General features: G+C 44.3%; 8 protein-coding genes. 2 read left to right on the forward strand and 6 right to left on the reverse strand.

The genetic code is table 11. From position 1 onward, the window contains the following. Positions 1 to 27: 27 nt before the first annotated feature. The 6 genes from J3P37_RS03475 to J3P37_RS03500 all read right to left on the reverse strand — a co-directional run bounded on the left by J3P37_RS03475 (position 28) and on the right by J3P37_RS03500 (position 11,256). Positions 28 to 1,989 carry a sialate O-acetylesterase gene (locus tag J3P37_RS03475; RefSeq protein WP_256009609.1) on the reverse strand — a complete coding sequence of 654 codons (1,962 nt, stop codon included), beginning with the start codon at positions 1,987 to 1,989 and terminating at the stop codon, positions 28 to 30. A 3-nt stretch (positions 1,990 to 1,992) separates the two neighbouring features. After that, complete coding sequence (locus J3P37_RS03480; protein WP_256009610.1) at positions 1,993 to 3,933, reverse strand: heparinase II/III domain-containing protein; 1,941 nt, start codon at positions 3,931 to 3,933, stop codon at positions 1,993 to 1,995. A 5-nt stretch (positions 3,934 to 3,938) separates the two neighbouring features. Then, positions 3,939 to 5,204 carry a glycoside hydrolase family 88 protein gene (locus tag J3P37_RS03485; protein WP_256009611.1) on the reverse strand — a complete coding sequence of 422 codons (1,266 nt, stop codon included), beginning with the start codon at positions 5,202 to 5,204 and terminating at the stop codon, positions 3,939 to 3,941. 229 nt (positions 5,205 to 5,433) lie between these two features. After that, the gene (locus J3P37_RS03490) at positions 5,434 to 6,399 is read right to left on the reverse strand and encodes a DUF5017 domain-containing protein (protein WP_256009612.1); all 966 of its coding nucleotides are present in this window, start codon (positions 6,397 to 6,399) and stop codon (positions 5,434 to 5,436) included. 45 nt (positions 6,400 to 6,444) lie between these two features. Further along, positions 6,445 to 8,058: a RagB/SusD family nutrient uptake outer membrane protein gene (locus J3P37_RS03495; RefSeq protein WP_256009613.1), complete on the reverse strand. Its 1,614-nt coding sequence runs from the start codon at positions 8,056 to 8,058 to the stop codon at positions 6,445 to 6,447. Positions 8,059 to 8,076: 18 nt separating this feature from the next. Further along, the gene (locus J3P37_RS03500) at positions 8,077 to 11,256 is read right to left on the reverse strand and encodes a SusC/RagA family TonB-linked outer membrane protein (RefSeq protein WP_256009614.1); all 3,180 of its coding nucleotides are present in this window, start codon (positions 11,254 to 11,256) and stop codon (positions 8,077 to 8,079) included. Positions 11,257 to 11,494: 238 nt separating this feature from the next. Between J3P37_RS03500 and J3P37_RS03505 the strand changes: the two genes are divergently transcribed. Together J3P37_RS03505 and J3P37_RS03510 are read left to right on the forward strand one after the other, a co-directional pair. Further along, a complete protein-coding gene (locus J3P37_RS03505; protein WP_256009615.1) occupies positions 11,495 to 15,559 on the forward strand; it encodes a hybrid sensor histidine kinase/response regulator transcription factor in 4,065 nt (1,354 codons plus the stop codon). A 177-nt stretch (positions 15,560 to 15,736) separates the two neighbouring features. Beyond that, on the forward strand, positions 15,737 to 16,282 hold the full coding sequence (locus J3P37_RS03510; RefSeq protein ID WP_256009616.1) for a DOMON domain-containing protein: 546 nt from the start codon (positions 15,737 to 15,739) through the stop codon (positions 16,280 to 16,282). The last annotated feature ends 22 nt before the right edge of the window (positions 16,283 to 16,304 follow it).

Genomic DNA, 16,304 nt, shown 5'->3' on the forward strand with positions numbered 1-16,304 from the left:
TTTTATAAGTATGCGGGTTTCATCGCCTTACCACTGATCTGTTCTGAAAGGGCTGGCGGGTAAACCACTTTTGTTGTAAAGATTACATCCCTGGGGATTGTCGGCCCAGGCATACCGTACAGCGACAGGTTGTTTTACTTTCTTACTCCATACCTGAACCCGGCCATTTTTGATCTTTGCTTTGGCCCAATGAAATACCTTGTCTTCTCCCGCTATCGCAAAGTGTTTCAGTGCTCCATTCCTGGCCTCTAATTCATCTCCGGACTGATCTCCCACCTTGTCGAAGTAAAGATCGATCTTGTTTTTGCTGATACTCATGCTGCGGTACACCGGGCCTGAGGAAATCACTGTTGAATCTCCGTATGCTACTTCCCGCGCAACGAGCGCCAGGCGCCTACCAACATCTTTTTTGTTTGCCGGATGAATATCGTATTGTTCGCCAAAGTCTATGGCTACCGCCAAACCACTATTACTTACTTCCCTGGCAAGTTTCGCCTGGGCCTCCCTTAACAATGCCCAGTCGCTGGCCGAAGGAAGGGCTGGAGGATCCATATAATTGGCTAACTGCACTATAAGAAAGGGCATTTCTCTGAGCTGCCATTTGTTTCGCCAATCGTTTATAAGCGAAGCAAGCAGTTCTTTATATTCTGAGTATTTGGATGTATTGCTTTCGCCCTGGTACCAGGCTACTCCCCTGATCGCGTACTTAATTAATGGCTCAATCTTACTGTAATACATGATCTCCGGAAGCTTGTCTATACTGACAAACTTTTCGGAAGGTAACGGCGCCGAACGGTATCCCACTTTATACAACCATTCTCCGGAAAGATCAATGGCATCACCCGGTAAGGGATCCTCAGTCCTTATCTGGTAACTTTTTCCCTGTACTATCCCACATTTACCTTCTTTATCCACTATTCTGAGCGTGATCCAGTTTTCTCCTTCCTTTAGCAACCCCGGAGGTATTTGATATTTTCTGACGAGGTACTTGTTGTCCCTCGAACCGATATTGACTCCATTGATGTATGTACTGTCAATATCATCTATTAAGCCGAGCTCAAGTACAAGCCTGGACTGCGTCATCCGGGCGGGAATGTGCACTTTTTTCTTGATCCAGAGGACACCATTAAAGTCAGGTTCCGCCTGATCTTCGATAAATCCCGGAAAAGATATCGTATGCCAGTCCTTCAAGTCAGAGATGTTATTTTTCCATAAGCGTTGTGGCGAGGAAGATCCCTCGTCTAATTTATTTATTACATCCAACCAATCTGCGCTTATACGTTTCTGGGCTTGTACGATCTTATGAGTATACGCGCTGTCTTTGAACAGATCGGCCTTCTGCCGGTATGGTGGAAATTCTTTCAGCCCCTCTGCGCTTATCCAGGATTCAGCCGGTGTACCGGGATAGCTGGAATGGATAATGCCAATGGGGATCTTATATTTTTTATAAAGCTCGAGCGCGAAGAAATAGCCCACTGCACTGAAACGCATGACGTTTTCGGGACGAGCCTCTTTCCATGAACCTTCAGCATATTTTTTATGCCTAAAGCCGTAATCTGATTTTACTGCAAACTCCCTGATCTCCGGCTGCAAGGATGCTTTGATATCCGCTTTATAAAGATCAGACGACTTATGAAGCTGGTAATCCATATTCGACTGACCGGAGCAGAGCCATACATCACCTATCAGGATATTGTATACCTTCAGCCTGTTTTTCTCATTCGTTCCTTTTAACTCCAAGTCGTAAGGCCCGCCCGCCTGCATAGCAGGCAGTTTAAACTCCCAGGTGCTGTCTGCCAGCACCTTTGTGCTTGCCCTGAATCCATTGAATGTAAGGCTGAGCTCTTCTCCGGGGCTTGCCCAGCCCCAGATTTTTAAAGCCTGATCTCTCTGCAGCACCATATTGTCGCTCAGCAATGGAGGAAGGATGATCTGTGCTGCAGAGACAAGCGGTAATAACAAAAGAAAAATAAACGTTTTCTTCAGCATTTCTTACCAGTTGGCCAGGGGCTTTAAATCTGACTTTTTTACTGCGATGCTTTCATTGCCCGGGAGCAGCACCACATTATATTGTAGTTTAGTGTTGGCAGGCACCTTTACTTCAAAACCTACTAGTCTTGTTCCCAGGTTCACAGCGTCGTAACTGTTAGGGGGATCTGTGTTCCAGGTCTGCATTTTTACGCCGGGTATGCCATCGACATATAAAACCAGTTTTTTATTCTGATTGCTGAGCTCCAGTTGATTTCCTTCAGACGATTCAATTTTGGCAGGAGTCAACATAGCCCAGCGTATCACACATTCTTTGTCGCCAGTCTCAATTTCGTCGCGTACGTTAACATAGCGGCCGTTTATAACAGCGATTCCTCTTTGAGCACTTTTCAGGTTGTCTTTGTACAATGAGGAAATATCCATCACGGCATAAATATTCTCTTTGCTTTGCTCTTCACCGGAAGACTTAAGGATGGTCCCGTTTCCTGAAACATTCTGATGCTGATTGTTGACAGTAAGGGTGCTGTGTGAATGATTTGTATAACGGAAAACCTTCCAGCGGTCTGAGTTCTGGCTCATATTCCAGATATCCAGTCCGGCCGATTCCAGTGAATTATATTGCTGCATCCCCAGGTCTGCAGACCAGCGTACTCCTTCTGCATCCATCACAAAAGATCCTGCATCCATATGCCCATGGCTTAAAGAGGGAGAGCCGCCTTTGAATCCAACATAAATTCCATCAAGCTTATCCCATGCGGTTCGCATCACGGCTATTTGGTTTTCACCTTTACCTTGCCACAAGAGGTTTTGGGGAGCGCTTACAGCATCTAAGGGCGTACGGTATCCCCAGATCAGTGCTGCCGGTAAAAAACGGTTGGTCTTAGCGTTAAATTTCGAGGTTTGTAAATAACTCTTTTCAATATGGAGAAGTGAGGGTTCTTTTAGCTGGTTGGCAAACCAGAACATGGCTGGCTGCAGTCCTTCTATTCCTCCGCAATCTGAATAATTGAAAGGCTGCCGGGAGGTACCGATCAGGTTTTCGTAGAACGCTGCCGTCTTCATAAAACCAGGCATTTCTTTTAATCCATAATCATTAGCGGTCAGATTTTCTATCGCGTTGATGAAAAAAACATTGTAAGAGGTTCCGTATCCCCAATAGCTGTAGCCTTCGGCATAGTTACCGTCGGGGCCATATTCTTTCATTGGTATCCGGATACTGGATATAGCCCGCTCTACCAGTTTGCCCGATACTTCGGGCTGATCTTCATACACAGCCAGGGCTCCGAACGTAATGCCGGCATTACACACCTGGTTCCAGTTGTTTTTACCTCTTAACCAGCCATTATATTTAGTGTTAAGAGAAGGTTCTATCCCATGTTTGATAATTGCCTCACTAATGGTTTTTCGCGAAGCAGGGGAGAGGCTGTTAAACAGCCAGTCGTAACCAATAGCCGCGGCAAAGGTCATTTCAGCCACGTCCAGGAAATGATCCGGATTCCAGTCGGCAAATCTGGAGATGCTAAGCAATTCTTCTTCGCAGCGTTTCAGATATTTCTTTTTCTCTGTCATCCGCCAGGCATACGAAAGGAAGAACACTCTGCGGATACCTTCCCTTGAAACCTGCAGAAGACGCCGGCCGATCAGCTTCCGTTCAAGAGGTTTGGCAAGCATAATAGAATCGCATTGATCCAGGATGCTGTTATGGACATTTTTCCAAAGGGCGTTTTTACTTATTGCAGCCATCACCTGCTTTTCCTCGCCAGCGGGTAAAAGCAGGCGAGGATGTGCTTTGATCTGGCTGTTGTCTTTGATAAAGTCTTGTGCCTGCAGCTTTGAAGAAGCCAGAGATAATACCAGAGAAAGAGCCAGAGAATGAGCCAGACAAAGAGAACATCTGATCTTTCTAAGTTTAGCAAATTTGATTAATGTGATGAATGACTTCATTTGCTTTAGTTAGTACGGTTAGTAATAGCCGAATACCTGTTTAATGCTTCCAGGAAATAATAGTCTGCATATACCAGCGGCACATCGATCTCCACACCATGTGCGATACTTCCTACGCTATGTTTTAACAGAAAACCTCCATTAGTTCCTGTTTTAGCCCTGTAAGCAGGGCTTGAAAGAGAGGCAATTATCTTTTCAGCAGCTTCGCGGTATTTAGTTCCATCTACGCCTTTAAAGGTACTGAGTTCGAGCAGTGCAGAAGCAGTAACCGCTGCCGCAGAAACATCCCTGTATTTTGTAGGTGTTTGTTTTGCCTTCGATTTTACAGAGGGGGTATATCCTTTTTCATTCGCGTTAAAATCCCAGTAAGCTACAAAATCTGAAGGAAGATTTTCATTGTCGATATAGAAGTCGGCCATTTTTTTCGCCGTATTCAGAAAGCGTTTATCTCCGGTTTCCCGGTACGACATCGTAAAACCGTAAATTCCCCATGATTGTCCCCTGGCCCAGGTAGAGTTGTTGGCATAACCCTGTGAAGTTTCTTTTGAAAGTACAGCCCCTGTTTGCGGGTCATAACATACCACGTGATGGCAGCTGTAGTCTTCTCTTATCTGGTTCTTCATTACGTTCTCGGCATGCTTGACAGCGATGTTTTTGAAATAAGGGTCGCCGGTAACTTTAGAAGCGAAAAATAAAAGCTCCAGGTTCATCATATTATCGATGATCACCGGGAAATCGTACCTGTTCTTACCATCCCAGGAGCCGAACCTGTTCCATGACTTAATACTGCCAACTTTCGGATCAAACCTGCTGCTCAGCGATTTTGCAGCTTCTACCAGGATATTTTTATAGTTAGGATTCCCGGTAACCCGGTAAGCATTTCCGTAACTGCAGTACATCATAAACCCAAGATCGTGATGTTCAGTGAAATCTTTCAGAGATTCGAGTTTTTCTGTCCATTTAATGGCTTCGTTTTTAATGGAATCATCTTTTAAGCCATCGTACATATACCATAAGCAGCCGGGAAAGAACCCGGAAGTCCATTCATACTTGTCCGTAAGTTTCAGCTTGCCGCTGTCGTCCAGTGTTCTTGGGAAAAGCGTGTCTGTCCGGCTTCCTTCATTCAAAAGATACCGGTATTGAATACGGGCAATGTCGAAGTTTTCTGTTAAAAGGGTCTTATCGACAGGTGTGCAGGCGAACAAAGGCATAAGGCTTAATGCACCTACTAAGCAGAGCGGAAAAATGATCGCCAGGATCTTTTGTTTCATTAGAGATTCTATTTTATTTTAATATTAAAGTGGATCAAGCGGAAATTTGGGGGATGTTCTTTCCTTCGTCATCCTGAACTTGTTTCAGGACCTCTTGCTTAAGCAGGTCCTTTTAAGAGTCCAAGAGTTGCCGAAGTTTGGCACTAATGCGCTTAGCCGCCCCCAACTTTTCAACTTGATTCATTATAGTTCAGGCTGGCAGGATCAGGCGTCCTGCCTTAAAAGTAATTTAGTCGCTCACTTCAACCTCAAGGGATTTAACAGTACCTGAACTGCCGTTTATACTGTTTTTACTTCCCACGAAGATGGAGGTATATTTTCCTGGTGTTTTGTATTGATAATGGAAGGTGAAATCGTCCAGTTTCTGCGTAGGGTTCTTCACGGCTTTGCCTATATCCGGAACAACCTTTCTTAAGTTGACAGGTCCTACAAATGCCCAGGATTCAGCCACAGCATCGGCAGCAGTCACAGTCGTGGCTCCGGTGATGATCAGCGAGGTGGTACCCACATTCCAGTTATATTTGTTTTGCAGGGTGTAGGCCGCAATTCCGGGACTAAAGGTGTCGACACCATAAACCTTATAAGCCGTTGTAGAAGTATTCATATTAGCGATCTCATAGCTGGTGCCATCCGGCAGAACGTTCCGGACGGAGAAATTGCTGATGGTCCATTTGTTTTGAATGCTGCCGGCCTCTGCCATGTATTTAAATGCGATAAACACCGGCTTGTTCTCTTCCGCAAAATCTGAAAGATTGATATCGCCCGAGGAAACGGCACTGCTACCTCCGGTTGAAAGTGTTGCCCTGGATGTAATGGGTGTCCAGTTGGCTGCACTTATATTAGCTTTTGTACTTGCAGTATCACCCTTAACCACCCCTGCGAAATCTTGTGAGATCATGAGGTTCAGGGAATTCGGCTGGGAGCCGTTAGCCCTGATCGTCCGGAAACTCATGACCGCATTTCCCTCTGCCTCCGCTCTTCCCCTGTATTCATAACGACTACCCGGTTCTCCTGAATAAAAGGTGATCACGTCCGGATTACCGCTAAAGGTAAAATGTGCCGTATCCCGTATACTGAAGCTCTTTTTCTCAACAGACACTCCAAAGTCGGAAGTGCCCGGAGACAGGTCTTTTTCACAGCCGAAAACCAAAACGAGGCTTAATGCTGAAAGTGCTGTTTTTATATAGTTGTTCATTTTAAATCTCTTTTATTGTCATCTAAAATTGCTGATTGCTTCTGATCACCAGCCCGGGTTTTGAGTCATTGCCTTATTAACGTTGAGCTCGGATGCGGGAATGGGAAGCAATAAATATTTGGGAGATGATGCCGCCGTATTATATCCTATGATCCATCTGTTTCTATTGGTTGAAGTGGCGTTAGATGCCAGGATCTCAGTCGTCATTGCAGTCATCACCTCGTTAAAGATGCCCCATCGGATCAGATCTGGACGCCGGAGTGCTTCGAAACATAATTCCCTGGAGCGCTCATCTCTCAGGGCGTTCTCAAAGTCGGTTTCTGATAAAGCAGGATTTAGGTCGGCTTCAACACTTGGTACATCCAGCGGCAAATTATAGGCCCTGCGGCGTACCTGGTTGATGGCATTGTATGCAAGGGGTGTCGCGCCATGAACCTCAAATTCGGCTTCAGCAAACATCAGCAGCACATCCGCATACCTTAAGATCGGGAAGTTTTGTCCGGTTCTGTATTGCTCTTTTGCAAAGGAGATGGGTTCGAAAAACCTTCTCCACTTACCCGACTGGCGGTTAATGATACTGCTGGCAGGGTAGGGTACGCGGATCGCAGAAGTTGCAGTGCTGGTGAAAGAAAAAGGCGCGATGGCCCAATCCCTTCTGAAGTCGCCCGCCTGGTAGCGGTTGTACAATCTGATGGTGGTACGGATATTTCCAGATGCAAAACCCGTATCAAGGTTTCTGCAGTCTATCTGGTAGGTACCAAGGCGCCCTCCTTCATTATAGCTGGTGTTGCCACCATTCATATGGAAATCAGCTTCCCACATACTCTCTTTCACATCATAAACATCTTGTGCCTGGTTGATAAAGATCTGGCTGTAAGCCGAATTAGTTATTTTATTGTCGTAGGTGGTATTCAGTGCATGCTCATTGCTCTTGATCACTTTATCCGCCCAGTTTAATGCTTCCAGGTATTTTGACCCATCATTTACAGGGTTCCCGGCCATATACAGGCAGACCCTGGCAAGCATTCCCCATACGGTAGTTTGCGAGATGCGGCTCGAGTTTCCGATCGCACTAGCTTTCATTACTTTGGATTCCGCATCGGTCATATCCCTGATGATCTGGGTGTAAACATCTTTAGAGGGCGTTCTTGGGATCCTGACATTATTAATGTCGTCTGTAGAACTTATCTTCAAAGGAACGTCTCCGTAATTGCTCACCAGCAGAAAGTGGTAAAACGCCCTCATGAAAAGAGCCTCTCCATGGATCACCTTACGTTTGTCATCATCCATTACAGGACGGTTGATGTTTTCAATGAGAAGGTTTGCCCGCTCTATTCCCACATAACATTGTTCCCAGAGACCGCTAACGTAGGGGTTGGTTGCGTCGTGCTGGTAGAACATAGGGGCCGAAAATGAGTTCGGACTGTTTGGATAAAAAGATTCGTCGTTACTTAATCCAAATTGGAACCACAAGGAGCTTGCATACAGGTATTCAGATCCCAAAGGATCATAAACACCAGCGAGCGCCAGGTTAAGATCGTTTTCACTCTGATAATAGTTTTCAGGTTGAATAAAATCTGTAGGTGTTTTGTCTAAAAGCTTTTCGCAGGATGTAAATAGTAACAATCCTGAAAATAATAGCATATATAGTGTTTTCATAACGTTCTTTTGTATAGTTTAAAACAGGATGTTCGCTCCTAGGGTGATCGTTCTTGGGCGGGGATAAGCGGAAAAGTCAACCCCTGGAGTTAGCACAGAATTAAATACACTTACTTCAGGGTCCACTCCCGAGTAGCCTGTCCAGGTAAACACATTCTGACTTGCCACATACGCTCTCAAGGATTTGATCTTAAGTTTTTGAGTGAGTTTTGCAGGGAAGCTGTATCCCAACTGCAGGGTTTTTAAGCGCAGGTAAGACCCGTCTTCAATGACACGAGAATTTGTCCCGGTAGGGGTAGTAGGGCCCCAGCCCATAAATCCGGCCCTGGGTAGCGACGCGTTGGGGTTTTCGGGTGTCCATCTGTCAAGGTAAGTGGCGTATTGGTTCAGGTTTGAGCGACCAAGGATATTCCCCTCAAACATATAGCGGTTTGCATTGAGAATGTCGTTTCCGTACGACCATTGAAAAAAGACGTTCAGGTCGAAGTTTTTGAACTTCAGCTCATTATTAAGTCCCCCGGTATGTATGGGAAGGCCCCTGCCAATGACGGCATAATCGTTGGCATCTACAGTGAAGTCTCCGTTAATATCTTTGAACTTAATATCACCAGGCTGTATCAGACTTCTGTTATTGCCATTCGTAGATATATTGTCCTTAAGAATGTAATTGCCTGTAGTGGTCATATCAAAGTCGGAATAACGATACACTCCGTCGTAGATATAGCCGTACATCATGCCGATTTGATTTCCGGTCTTAGAGATGAATGCAGGTATGGTCCGGAAGTAAGTATCAAAAGGTGCATAGGCAGGAATTGCTTCCTGGTTTTCGGCAAGACTTAAGATCTTGCTCTGGTTAAAGGAAATATTGAAGCTCGACTTCCAGCTGAACTTTCGCGAATTGATATTGGTGCTGTTAAGGCTGAATTCGATGCCCTGGTTTTGCACCGAACCTATATTCCGGTTGGCAAAGCTATAACCCTGCGAAAGAGGAACATTTGCGTTTAAAAGCAGGTCTCTGGTTCTCTTACGATAAACGTCTGCAGTGATGCTGATCTTGTTCCTGAATAATCCCAGGTCAAGCCCGATATCGGTTTGCGCAGTTGTTTCCCATTTAAGATCCTTGTTTCCCGCGTTTCCCGGAATGGCACCTGAGATGGTACCATTACCAAAAGTATATCCTTGCGGATTAATACCAACTATGATACTTGGCAGATAGGCAAATTCGCCGATCCGGTTATTTCCGGTCTTACCGTAACTTACCCTTAACTTTGCATCCGAGATAACATTAATGTTTTTCATAAAGTTTTCTTCGCTGAATCTCCAGGCGAATGCACCGGAAGGGAAATACCCCCAGCGATTGCCGGGACGAAATTTGGAGGAGCCATCTGCACGATAAGACAGCGTGACCAGGTACCGGTTCCTATATTTGTAATCTACTCTTCCCAGGAAAGAAACCAGTCCCCAGGAGCTTGATAAGGCTCTCACCGGCTGGGCAATGCCTTCATCCAGACCGCTCAGCCCAAGCTGTGGATTGGGCAGGTTAGTGGCAGAGGCGCCATCACTTTCGAATTTGTAGCCGGATTGGGTAAAGCCGCCCAGGACCGTGAAATTGTGACGTTTTTTATACGTATGATAATAAGTAAGCGTGTTTTCATTGGTCCATGTGGTAGAAACATTGTTGAACACGCTGCCATTCACTCCATTCTTAGATCCGAATTGAGTTCTCCTGTTGCCATACACAGTGGATGTATCGTTGAAGGCACTGTTTTGTCCCAAAGTAGTGTTCAGGCCTCCTGTGATGCGTAGTTTTAATTTAGGATTGATGGAATAATCCAGGTAGGTGTTCAGGATGGTGTTGCGGCTGAGGTTTTCTCTGAAGAGATGCTGTTGGTTGATCACCGGGTTCATCCTGAGATCCTGCGTTGGATCGACGGATGGATCAAACAACTCATCCACCAGGTCTGAGTTTCCTACAGAGAAGTTTCTGTAACCATAAACGCTGAAAAGGGTGTAGGCTGTTGAACTCTGACTGGCGGGGTTTGATGGAGAAATACCGTTTTGCTTGTTATTTGCAAGGTTTAGATACACTCCGCCCTTTAATTTTTTACTGAGGGTATGATCGAGTGCGAAAGATCCCTGGTATCTGCGGTAAGAAGAGTTGATAATGACACCATCCTGCGCGATAGCATTTCCGGATACACTATACTTGGTTGTTTTACTGCCGCCTTTTATAGAAAGGGAGGTGTTAGACATTGGGGCGGTCCTGAAAAGCTGATCCTGCCAGTCAATGTTTTCTACCGTTTGGTAGTAATCTATACTGCGGCCCTCCGGGAGATAGATCGCCCGGGCGTCGGACGGACTTCTGTCAATCTGGTATTGAACAAATTCGTATGGCGACATAAGGTCCATCCGCTTCATATCTTTCTGGAGACCATAACTTGTACTCAAAGAAATTACCGGGGGGCCTTCTTTTCCGCGTTTTGTGGTGATGATGATCACTCCGTTTGCACCTCTGGAGCCGTAGATGGCTGTTGCAGAAGCATCTTTAAGGACTTCCATGGATTCAATTTCCTGAGGATTGAGAACATTGTTGTTCGGATCTTCTAAGGGAAAGCCATCTATAACATACAAAGGTGAATTGTCTTGTGTGATGGAGTTTGGGCCTCTTACAGTGATATTGACCGCTGAACCCGGCTGCCCGTCTACGGATGATACATTTACCCCCGCTATCCGGCCAGCAAGAGCTTCATCGAAAGATCTCACGGGAGCCTTATTCATGCTTTCTACTGAAACACTGGAGACAGCGCCTGTTAGATCGCCTTTTTTTGCAGTGCCGTATCCGATTACGATCACTTCCTGCAGATCATTTATCTTTTTATTCAGAACAATGGAGTAAAAAGTCTTGTCTGAAACATTGAGATGGTAGTCCTCAAAGCCAATTCCGCTGAATATCACTACATCGTTGTCTTGTACAACTAAACTGAAATTTCCTGAGAGGTCGGTTTGACTGCCAGTGGCTTTTCCTTTAATCTTTACAGAAATGGCCGCAAGCCCTTCTCCCTGGCTATCCTTAACTGTTCCTGAGATCTTCCTCTGGGCAAATCCGGCGAGGGACAGGCTTAGGAAAATAAAGAGCAGCAGATAGTGTTTACAAGGAATTCGGCTGCCCCTAAATGGAGGAGTTGATCTTCTGAACATAGCATTAATAATTTAGGATATTACTGGTTATAAAATTAGAATATATTGGTTTTATTGCTTAATGATGCAAAATTGGAAGTTCGACATATATGGGGAGGGGTAAAAAATCGAATGAATGGGGCGGAAATTTATTATGGGCAAATTTATTTTGTCTTATTCGTATCGCATAAACTATATTTGGCTGTTGATAACCAAATTATTGAACCCTCTTTAGTAAGTGGTATTGAATTGTGTTAAGATGTTCGGGCACTTCACTGGTATCCTTCAGTTCTTTCTGATCGTTTCCTTTCTTACCGGCAATGCGCAGCCGCTTAAATTCAACAGTTTGGATATTGAGGACGGCCTGTCTCAGAATTCCGTTTTAAGTATAACGCAGGACAGTAAGGGCTTTCTTTGGCTGGGCACGCGGGATGGCTTAAACCGCTACAATTCACACCAATTTGTAGTTTACAAACATTCAGCTTCCGATTCCACAACTCTCTCTGATAATTATATCACCGCACTTTTAAGCGATACCAGGGGGCGCTTATGGGTAGGTACGCGAAACGGGCTTAATCTTTATGATGGGAAAAGGAATTCATTCGAAAGGGTGAAAATAAAGAGACCGGGCGCTGCTACAGGAAATCTGGCCATATCACATCTTTATGAAGACCGGAAAGGTCGTATCTGGGTCTCTTGCGAAGGTGCTCTTTTTGTGATTGAAGGTTATGAAGGATCTCAGAAAATAAAGCTGATTCCCCTGTCAGCCAGGAGAATTGTGTTTCGTTGTGTGTTTCAGGATAAAAAAGGCTGGTTTTGGATAGGAACTTCCTCCGGTATTCTGAAACTGCTTGAACGAAATAACAAATTTGTACGCATAGCTCCCGCCGTACCGCCCGGTTTGCGGAATGTTCAGGTTAATAGTTTTTTTGAAGACCAGGTTTATAACTTGTGGATTGGAACGTCCGGAAACGGTTTATTCCTTTTCAGTGCATCTGCTGGCGGGTTCCGCAATTTCCTTCATCAGAGCAGGAGTAAAAACAGCCTGATCAATAACTATGTAAGGAGATTGTTAGCTGATGGAAAAGGAAGACTTCTTATTGGAACCCAGGAAGGCTTGTCTGTTTTGAACTTAAGTACTCATGAATTTGAAAACTATGTTCACAGTCCCTGGGATAAGAACAGCTTGAATCAAAATTCCATTCATAGTTTATTTAAGGACAATGCCGGAAATATATGGATCGGCACTTTCTTTGGAGGTCTTAATAGCTATTTTGCCTATAACACCCCCTTTGCTGTTTATAGCACCCGTACGCCCGGGATTTCTTTAACAAATAATGTTATTAGCTCTATCATTGAAGATGAGGGAGTGTTGTGGATTGGAACAGAAGGCGGGGGCATCAATTGTATTAACCGCAGTGCGGGAACCCGTAGCAGCTTTACGCATGATGCAGGAAACCCGGCTAGTTTGGGTTCGAACCTCGTAAAGGTGATCTATAAAGACAAGAAAGGACTGATCTGGGTGGGAACACATGGAGGTGGTCTGAATTTGTTTAACCGCGAGAACAGGAGCTTTACCCGTTTTTTATACCAAAACAGGGAAACGGTTGGTTCTGAGATAACCGCTCTGTTAGACGATTCTAAAGGCAATTTTTGGGTGGGAACAGAAATCTCGGGACTTCACGTTTATCAGAAGAAAGGAAACAGCCTTTTACCTCTTCCGAATAACAGAATAGCAGGGCTTACTAAAAAGATCTCCATTCTCGCCTTAGCAGAAACCAGCGACCGCAAGATATGGTTCGGAGGGCCTTCTGGCTTATATCAGATAACTGGAAATAAGGTAAAGAAAATGAGTATATCCGGAGAAGCAGGCCTTTCTGCAGTAAACTGTATTGTTGAAGATGGAAACCGGAACGTCTGGATAGGAACCAAAAATGGCGGATTGATTTTGCTCAATTTGCAGGGAAAACTGCTGGCCAGGTACACAGTAAAAGAAGGTCTTGCTGATAATAATGTTTTGGGTGTGATCCCTTACGACAAGGCAGAAATTTGGATCAGTACCGGAAAAGGGCTTAGTCGCTTCGATGCGAGTCACGAGATCTTTTACAATTATACAGAGGCAGACGGGATTGCCGGCAGAATATTCAATAATAATTCCTACTATAAAAGCAGTAAGGGAGAGTTCTTTTTCGGTGGATATGATGGTCTGACAAGTTTTTTTCCTGACCAGATAGAGATCAATACGTTACAATCGCCGCTTTACTTAACCTCACTGAAAATTCATAACAGTGAGGCGTCTTCTTCAAAACCCGAAATCCGGTCCACCGGAGATATTAATTCTAAAGGAAAAATTACGCTGAGTCACGATCAAAACGTATTCTCCGTTGATTTTGCCATCCTGAACTTCATAAAACCTGCGAAGAACGAATACCTATATAAATTGGAGGGGTACGATGATGAGTGGAAAAGTACTTCGACGCCTTCGGTCACTTTTACCAACGTGCCTCCGGGGGCTTATACTTTACTGGTCAGGGCAAAAAATAACGATAGTAGCTGGATTGAGCGCTCCCTTTTAGGCATCACCGTGAACCCGCCTTTCTGGAAAACCTGGTGGGCGTATATAATTTACCTCCTGGTTTTATCCGGATTAGTTGTATTTGGATTGAGGCACATGCTTCTGAAAGCTATGTTAGACAAAAACCGGGAGCTGACACAGTTAAAACTAAACTTCTTTACTAATATCTCACATGAGATCCGGACGCATCTTTCACTTATCACAGGGCCCGCAGAGAATTTACTGAAGGAAGGTTCTGCCGATCTCAAAGACCAGCAGCAGCTGATCACTATAAGAAATAATTCTGAAAGTTTGCTGAAGCTTGTAAATGAACTTATGGAGTTCAGGAAGGCCGAAACGGGGCATCTGCAATTGCATGTGCAGCAGTGGGACCTGCTTCCGATCCTGAAGGCAGCTATATCTTCTTATTATGAGGCTGCAGTTTCTAAAAATATCCAGGTCTCCCTGGAATGTGATTACAGCCGGATGGAACTGTATTTCGATAAAGACCAATTGGAGAAGGTGATCTATAACCTGCTATCGAATGCTTTTAAATTTACTCCGCAAAACGGGTTTATCAGGGTAAGCGTGCAGGAGAGCAATGAACAGGTCGAAATTGCGATATCAAACACAGGGAAGGGAATTGCAAAGGAAAACATCAGTAAATTATTCGATAACTACTTTCAGGAAGACGATCATGGGAAGTCGAATACGGGTTATGGTATAGGGCTTGCCCTCTCCAGGAGTATCACTGAAGTCCATCAGGGGGCCTTAACCGTAAGCAGCGAGGAGCTTGGTTCCGATGATAAGCTGACTTGTTTTTCTCTGAAATTAAGAAAGGGCTATGGTCATTTTGACCCATCTTGGATTAAGAATGATCCTGCTCCTGAAAGGTACGGGCAGACGATTTCAGCCAGGCAGGAATTTGAGCAATTAGCAGAAAGCTCAGACAATGAAGGGTCTGCCTCGGCGGGTCTGACGCATTCTGTACTTATTGTGGAAGATAATGCCGAAATCAGGAAGCTGATAAAAGGCAGTTTGCATAATATGTTCCGGATTTATGAGAGTTCGAACGGTATGGAAGCCATTGATTTTGTGAAACAAAATCTTCCTGATCTGATCATTACAGATGTAATGATGCCGGAGATGGATGGACTGGAACTCTGCCGGCGAATTAAATCTGACGAAAGCACCAGTCATATTCCGGTCTTTATGCTGACAGCAAAGAATACTGCAGAAAACCAGGTAAGCGGCTTGCAAACCGGCGCTGATATCTATATAAGCAAACCCTTCAGTCCGCGCGTTCTATTACTGCAGGTTGAGAATTTTTTTAAGGCCCGGGAGATTTTATGGAGACGTTTTGGGACCAAACTCAGACTAGATCCGGGAATACCTTCTGAAATGCTGCCTGAATCAAAGGAGCCAAAGATGCATCCGCTTGATGAAGCTTTTCTTAACAAGATCACGGGGTTTGTCAATCAAAATATAGGCGAGCCGGAGTTTGGAGTAGCGAGCCTCTCTGCAATGGCTGCAATGAGTCAGCCGGTCTTATTTAAAAAGATAAAGGCGTTGACAGGCTTGTCTGCCAACGATTTTGTAAAGTCACTAAGAATGAGGAGGGCAGCAGAGCTGCTTCTGGAAAATCATTACACCGTTTATGAGGTTTCTTACATGGTGGGTTATGATAACAGTAAGTATTTCAGCAAAGAATTTAAAAAGCAGTTCAATGTTTCTCCGTCTGAATATTTTGGCAAAGTAAATCAGTCATAATTTATTTTTTAGCCCTAAATATTTTATTTATATAACCCATCAAGTCTTTTTCTTCCTGCAGTTTTGTCCTTTGGTCATTGCACCAGCTAATAAACCAAAGGCTTAGGCTAGTGTCGGTTTTCTCCTTAATAAACTAAAAACCGGCAAGCAAAGATTTTTCATTCTTAAGAGAATTCAATGGAAACAACGGAAAGATATCTTGCTCCCTATATTTTTGATGCAGGAGATACTAATATGTATTGGCAAACGGTTAAAAAACTAGCCAGGTTTGGCCAGAGCTCCTTAGCTGAATCAACCGGAGCTGCTTCTTTAACAATAGCACATAACAACAATGATATCTTCTTAAATTACCTTTTCTTGTCTGAGCAATCAGATCGAAATGCCTCTGTAAAACTTGAATTTTCTCTTGCTTTTAATGAAAGGACTGATTGGTATAAATTTAACATCAGTTCAGAGGGAGAAACAAGAGTTTCTTTCACCGGAGATACACAGGATGAGATTGAACTGCCTCCTTATTGTTTGGAGCATTTAACGTCATATTGGGATAAAACAACCTGCCGGAATGAAGTCTCTTATTTCGAACTATTTCTTAGAATTCCGGGGAAACTTTTTTGCTATAATTCGATTGAGTCGTTTAAAGGCATGCATTGCTGGTTCATGATTGAGAATGAAGGGCGAAACTTTCATCTCCCGGAGTGTTGTGGGGAGCTTATGTTTCAGTAGCCATCTATTTCTTGTCAACAGA

It is taken from the genome of Desertivirga xinjiangensis, assembly GCF_024436435.1.
In the GTDB taxonomy this organism is placed as follows: domain Bacteria; phylum Bacteroidota; class Bacteroidia; order Sphingobacteriales; family Sphingobacteriaceae; genus Desertivirga; species Desertivirga xinjiangensis.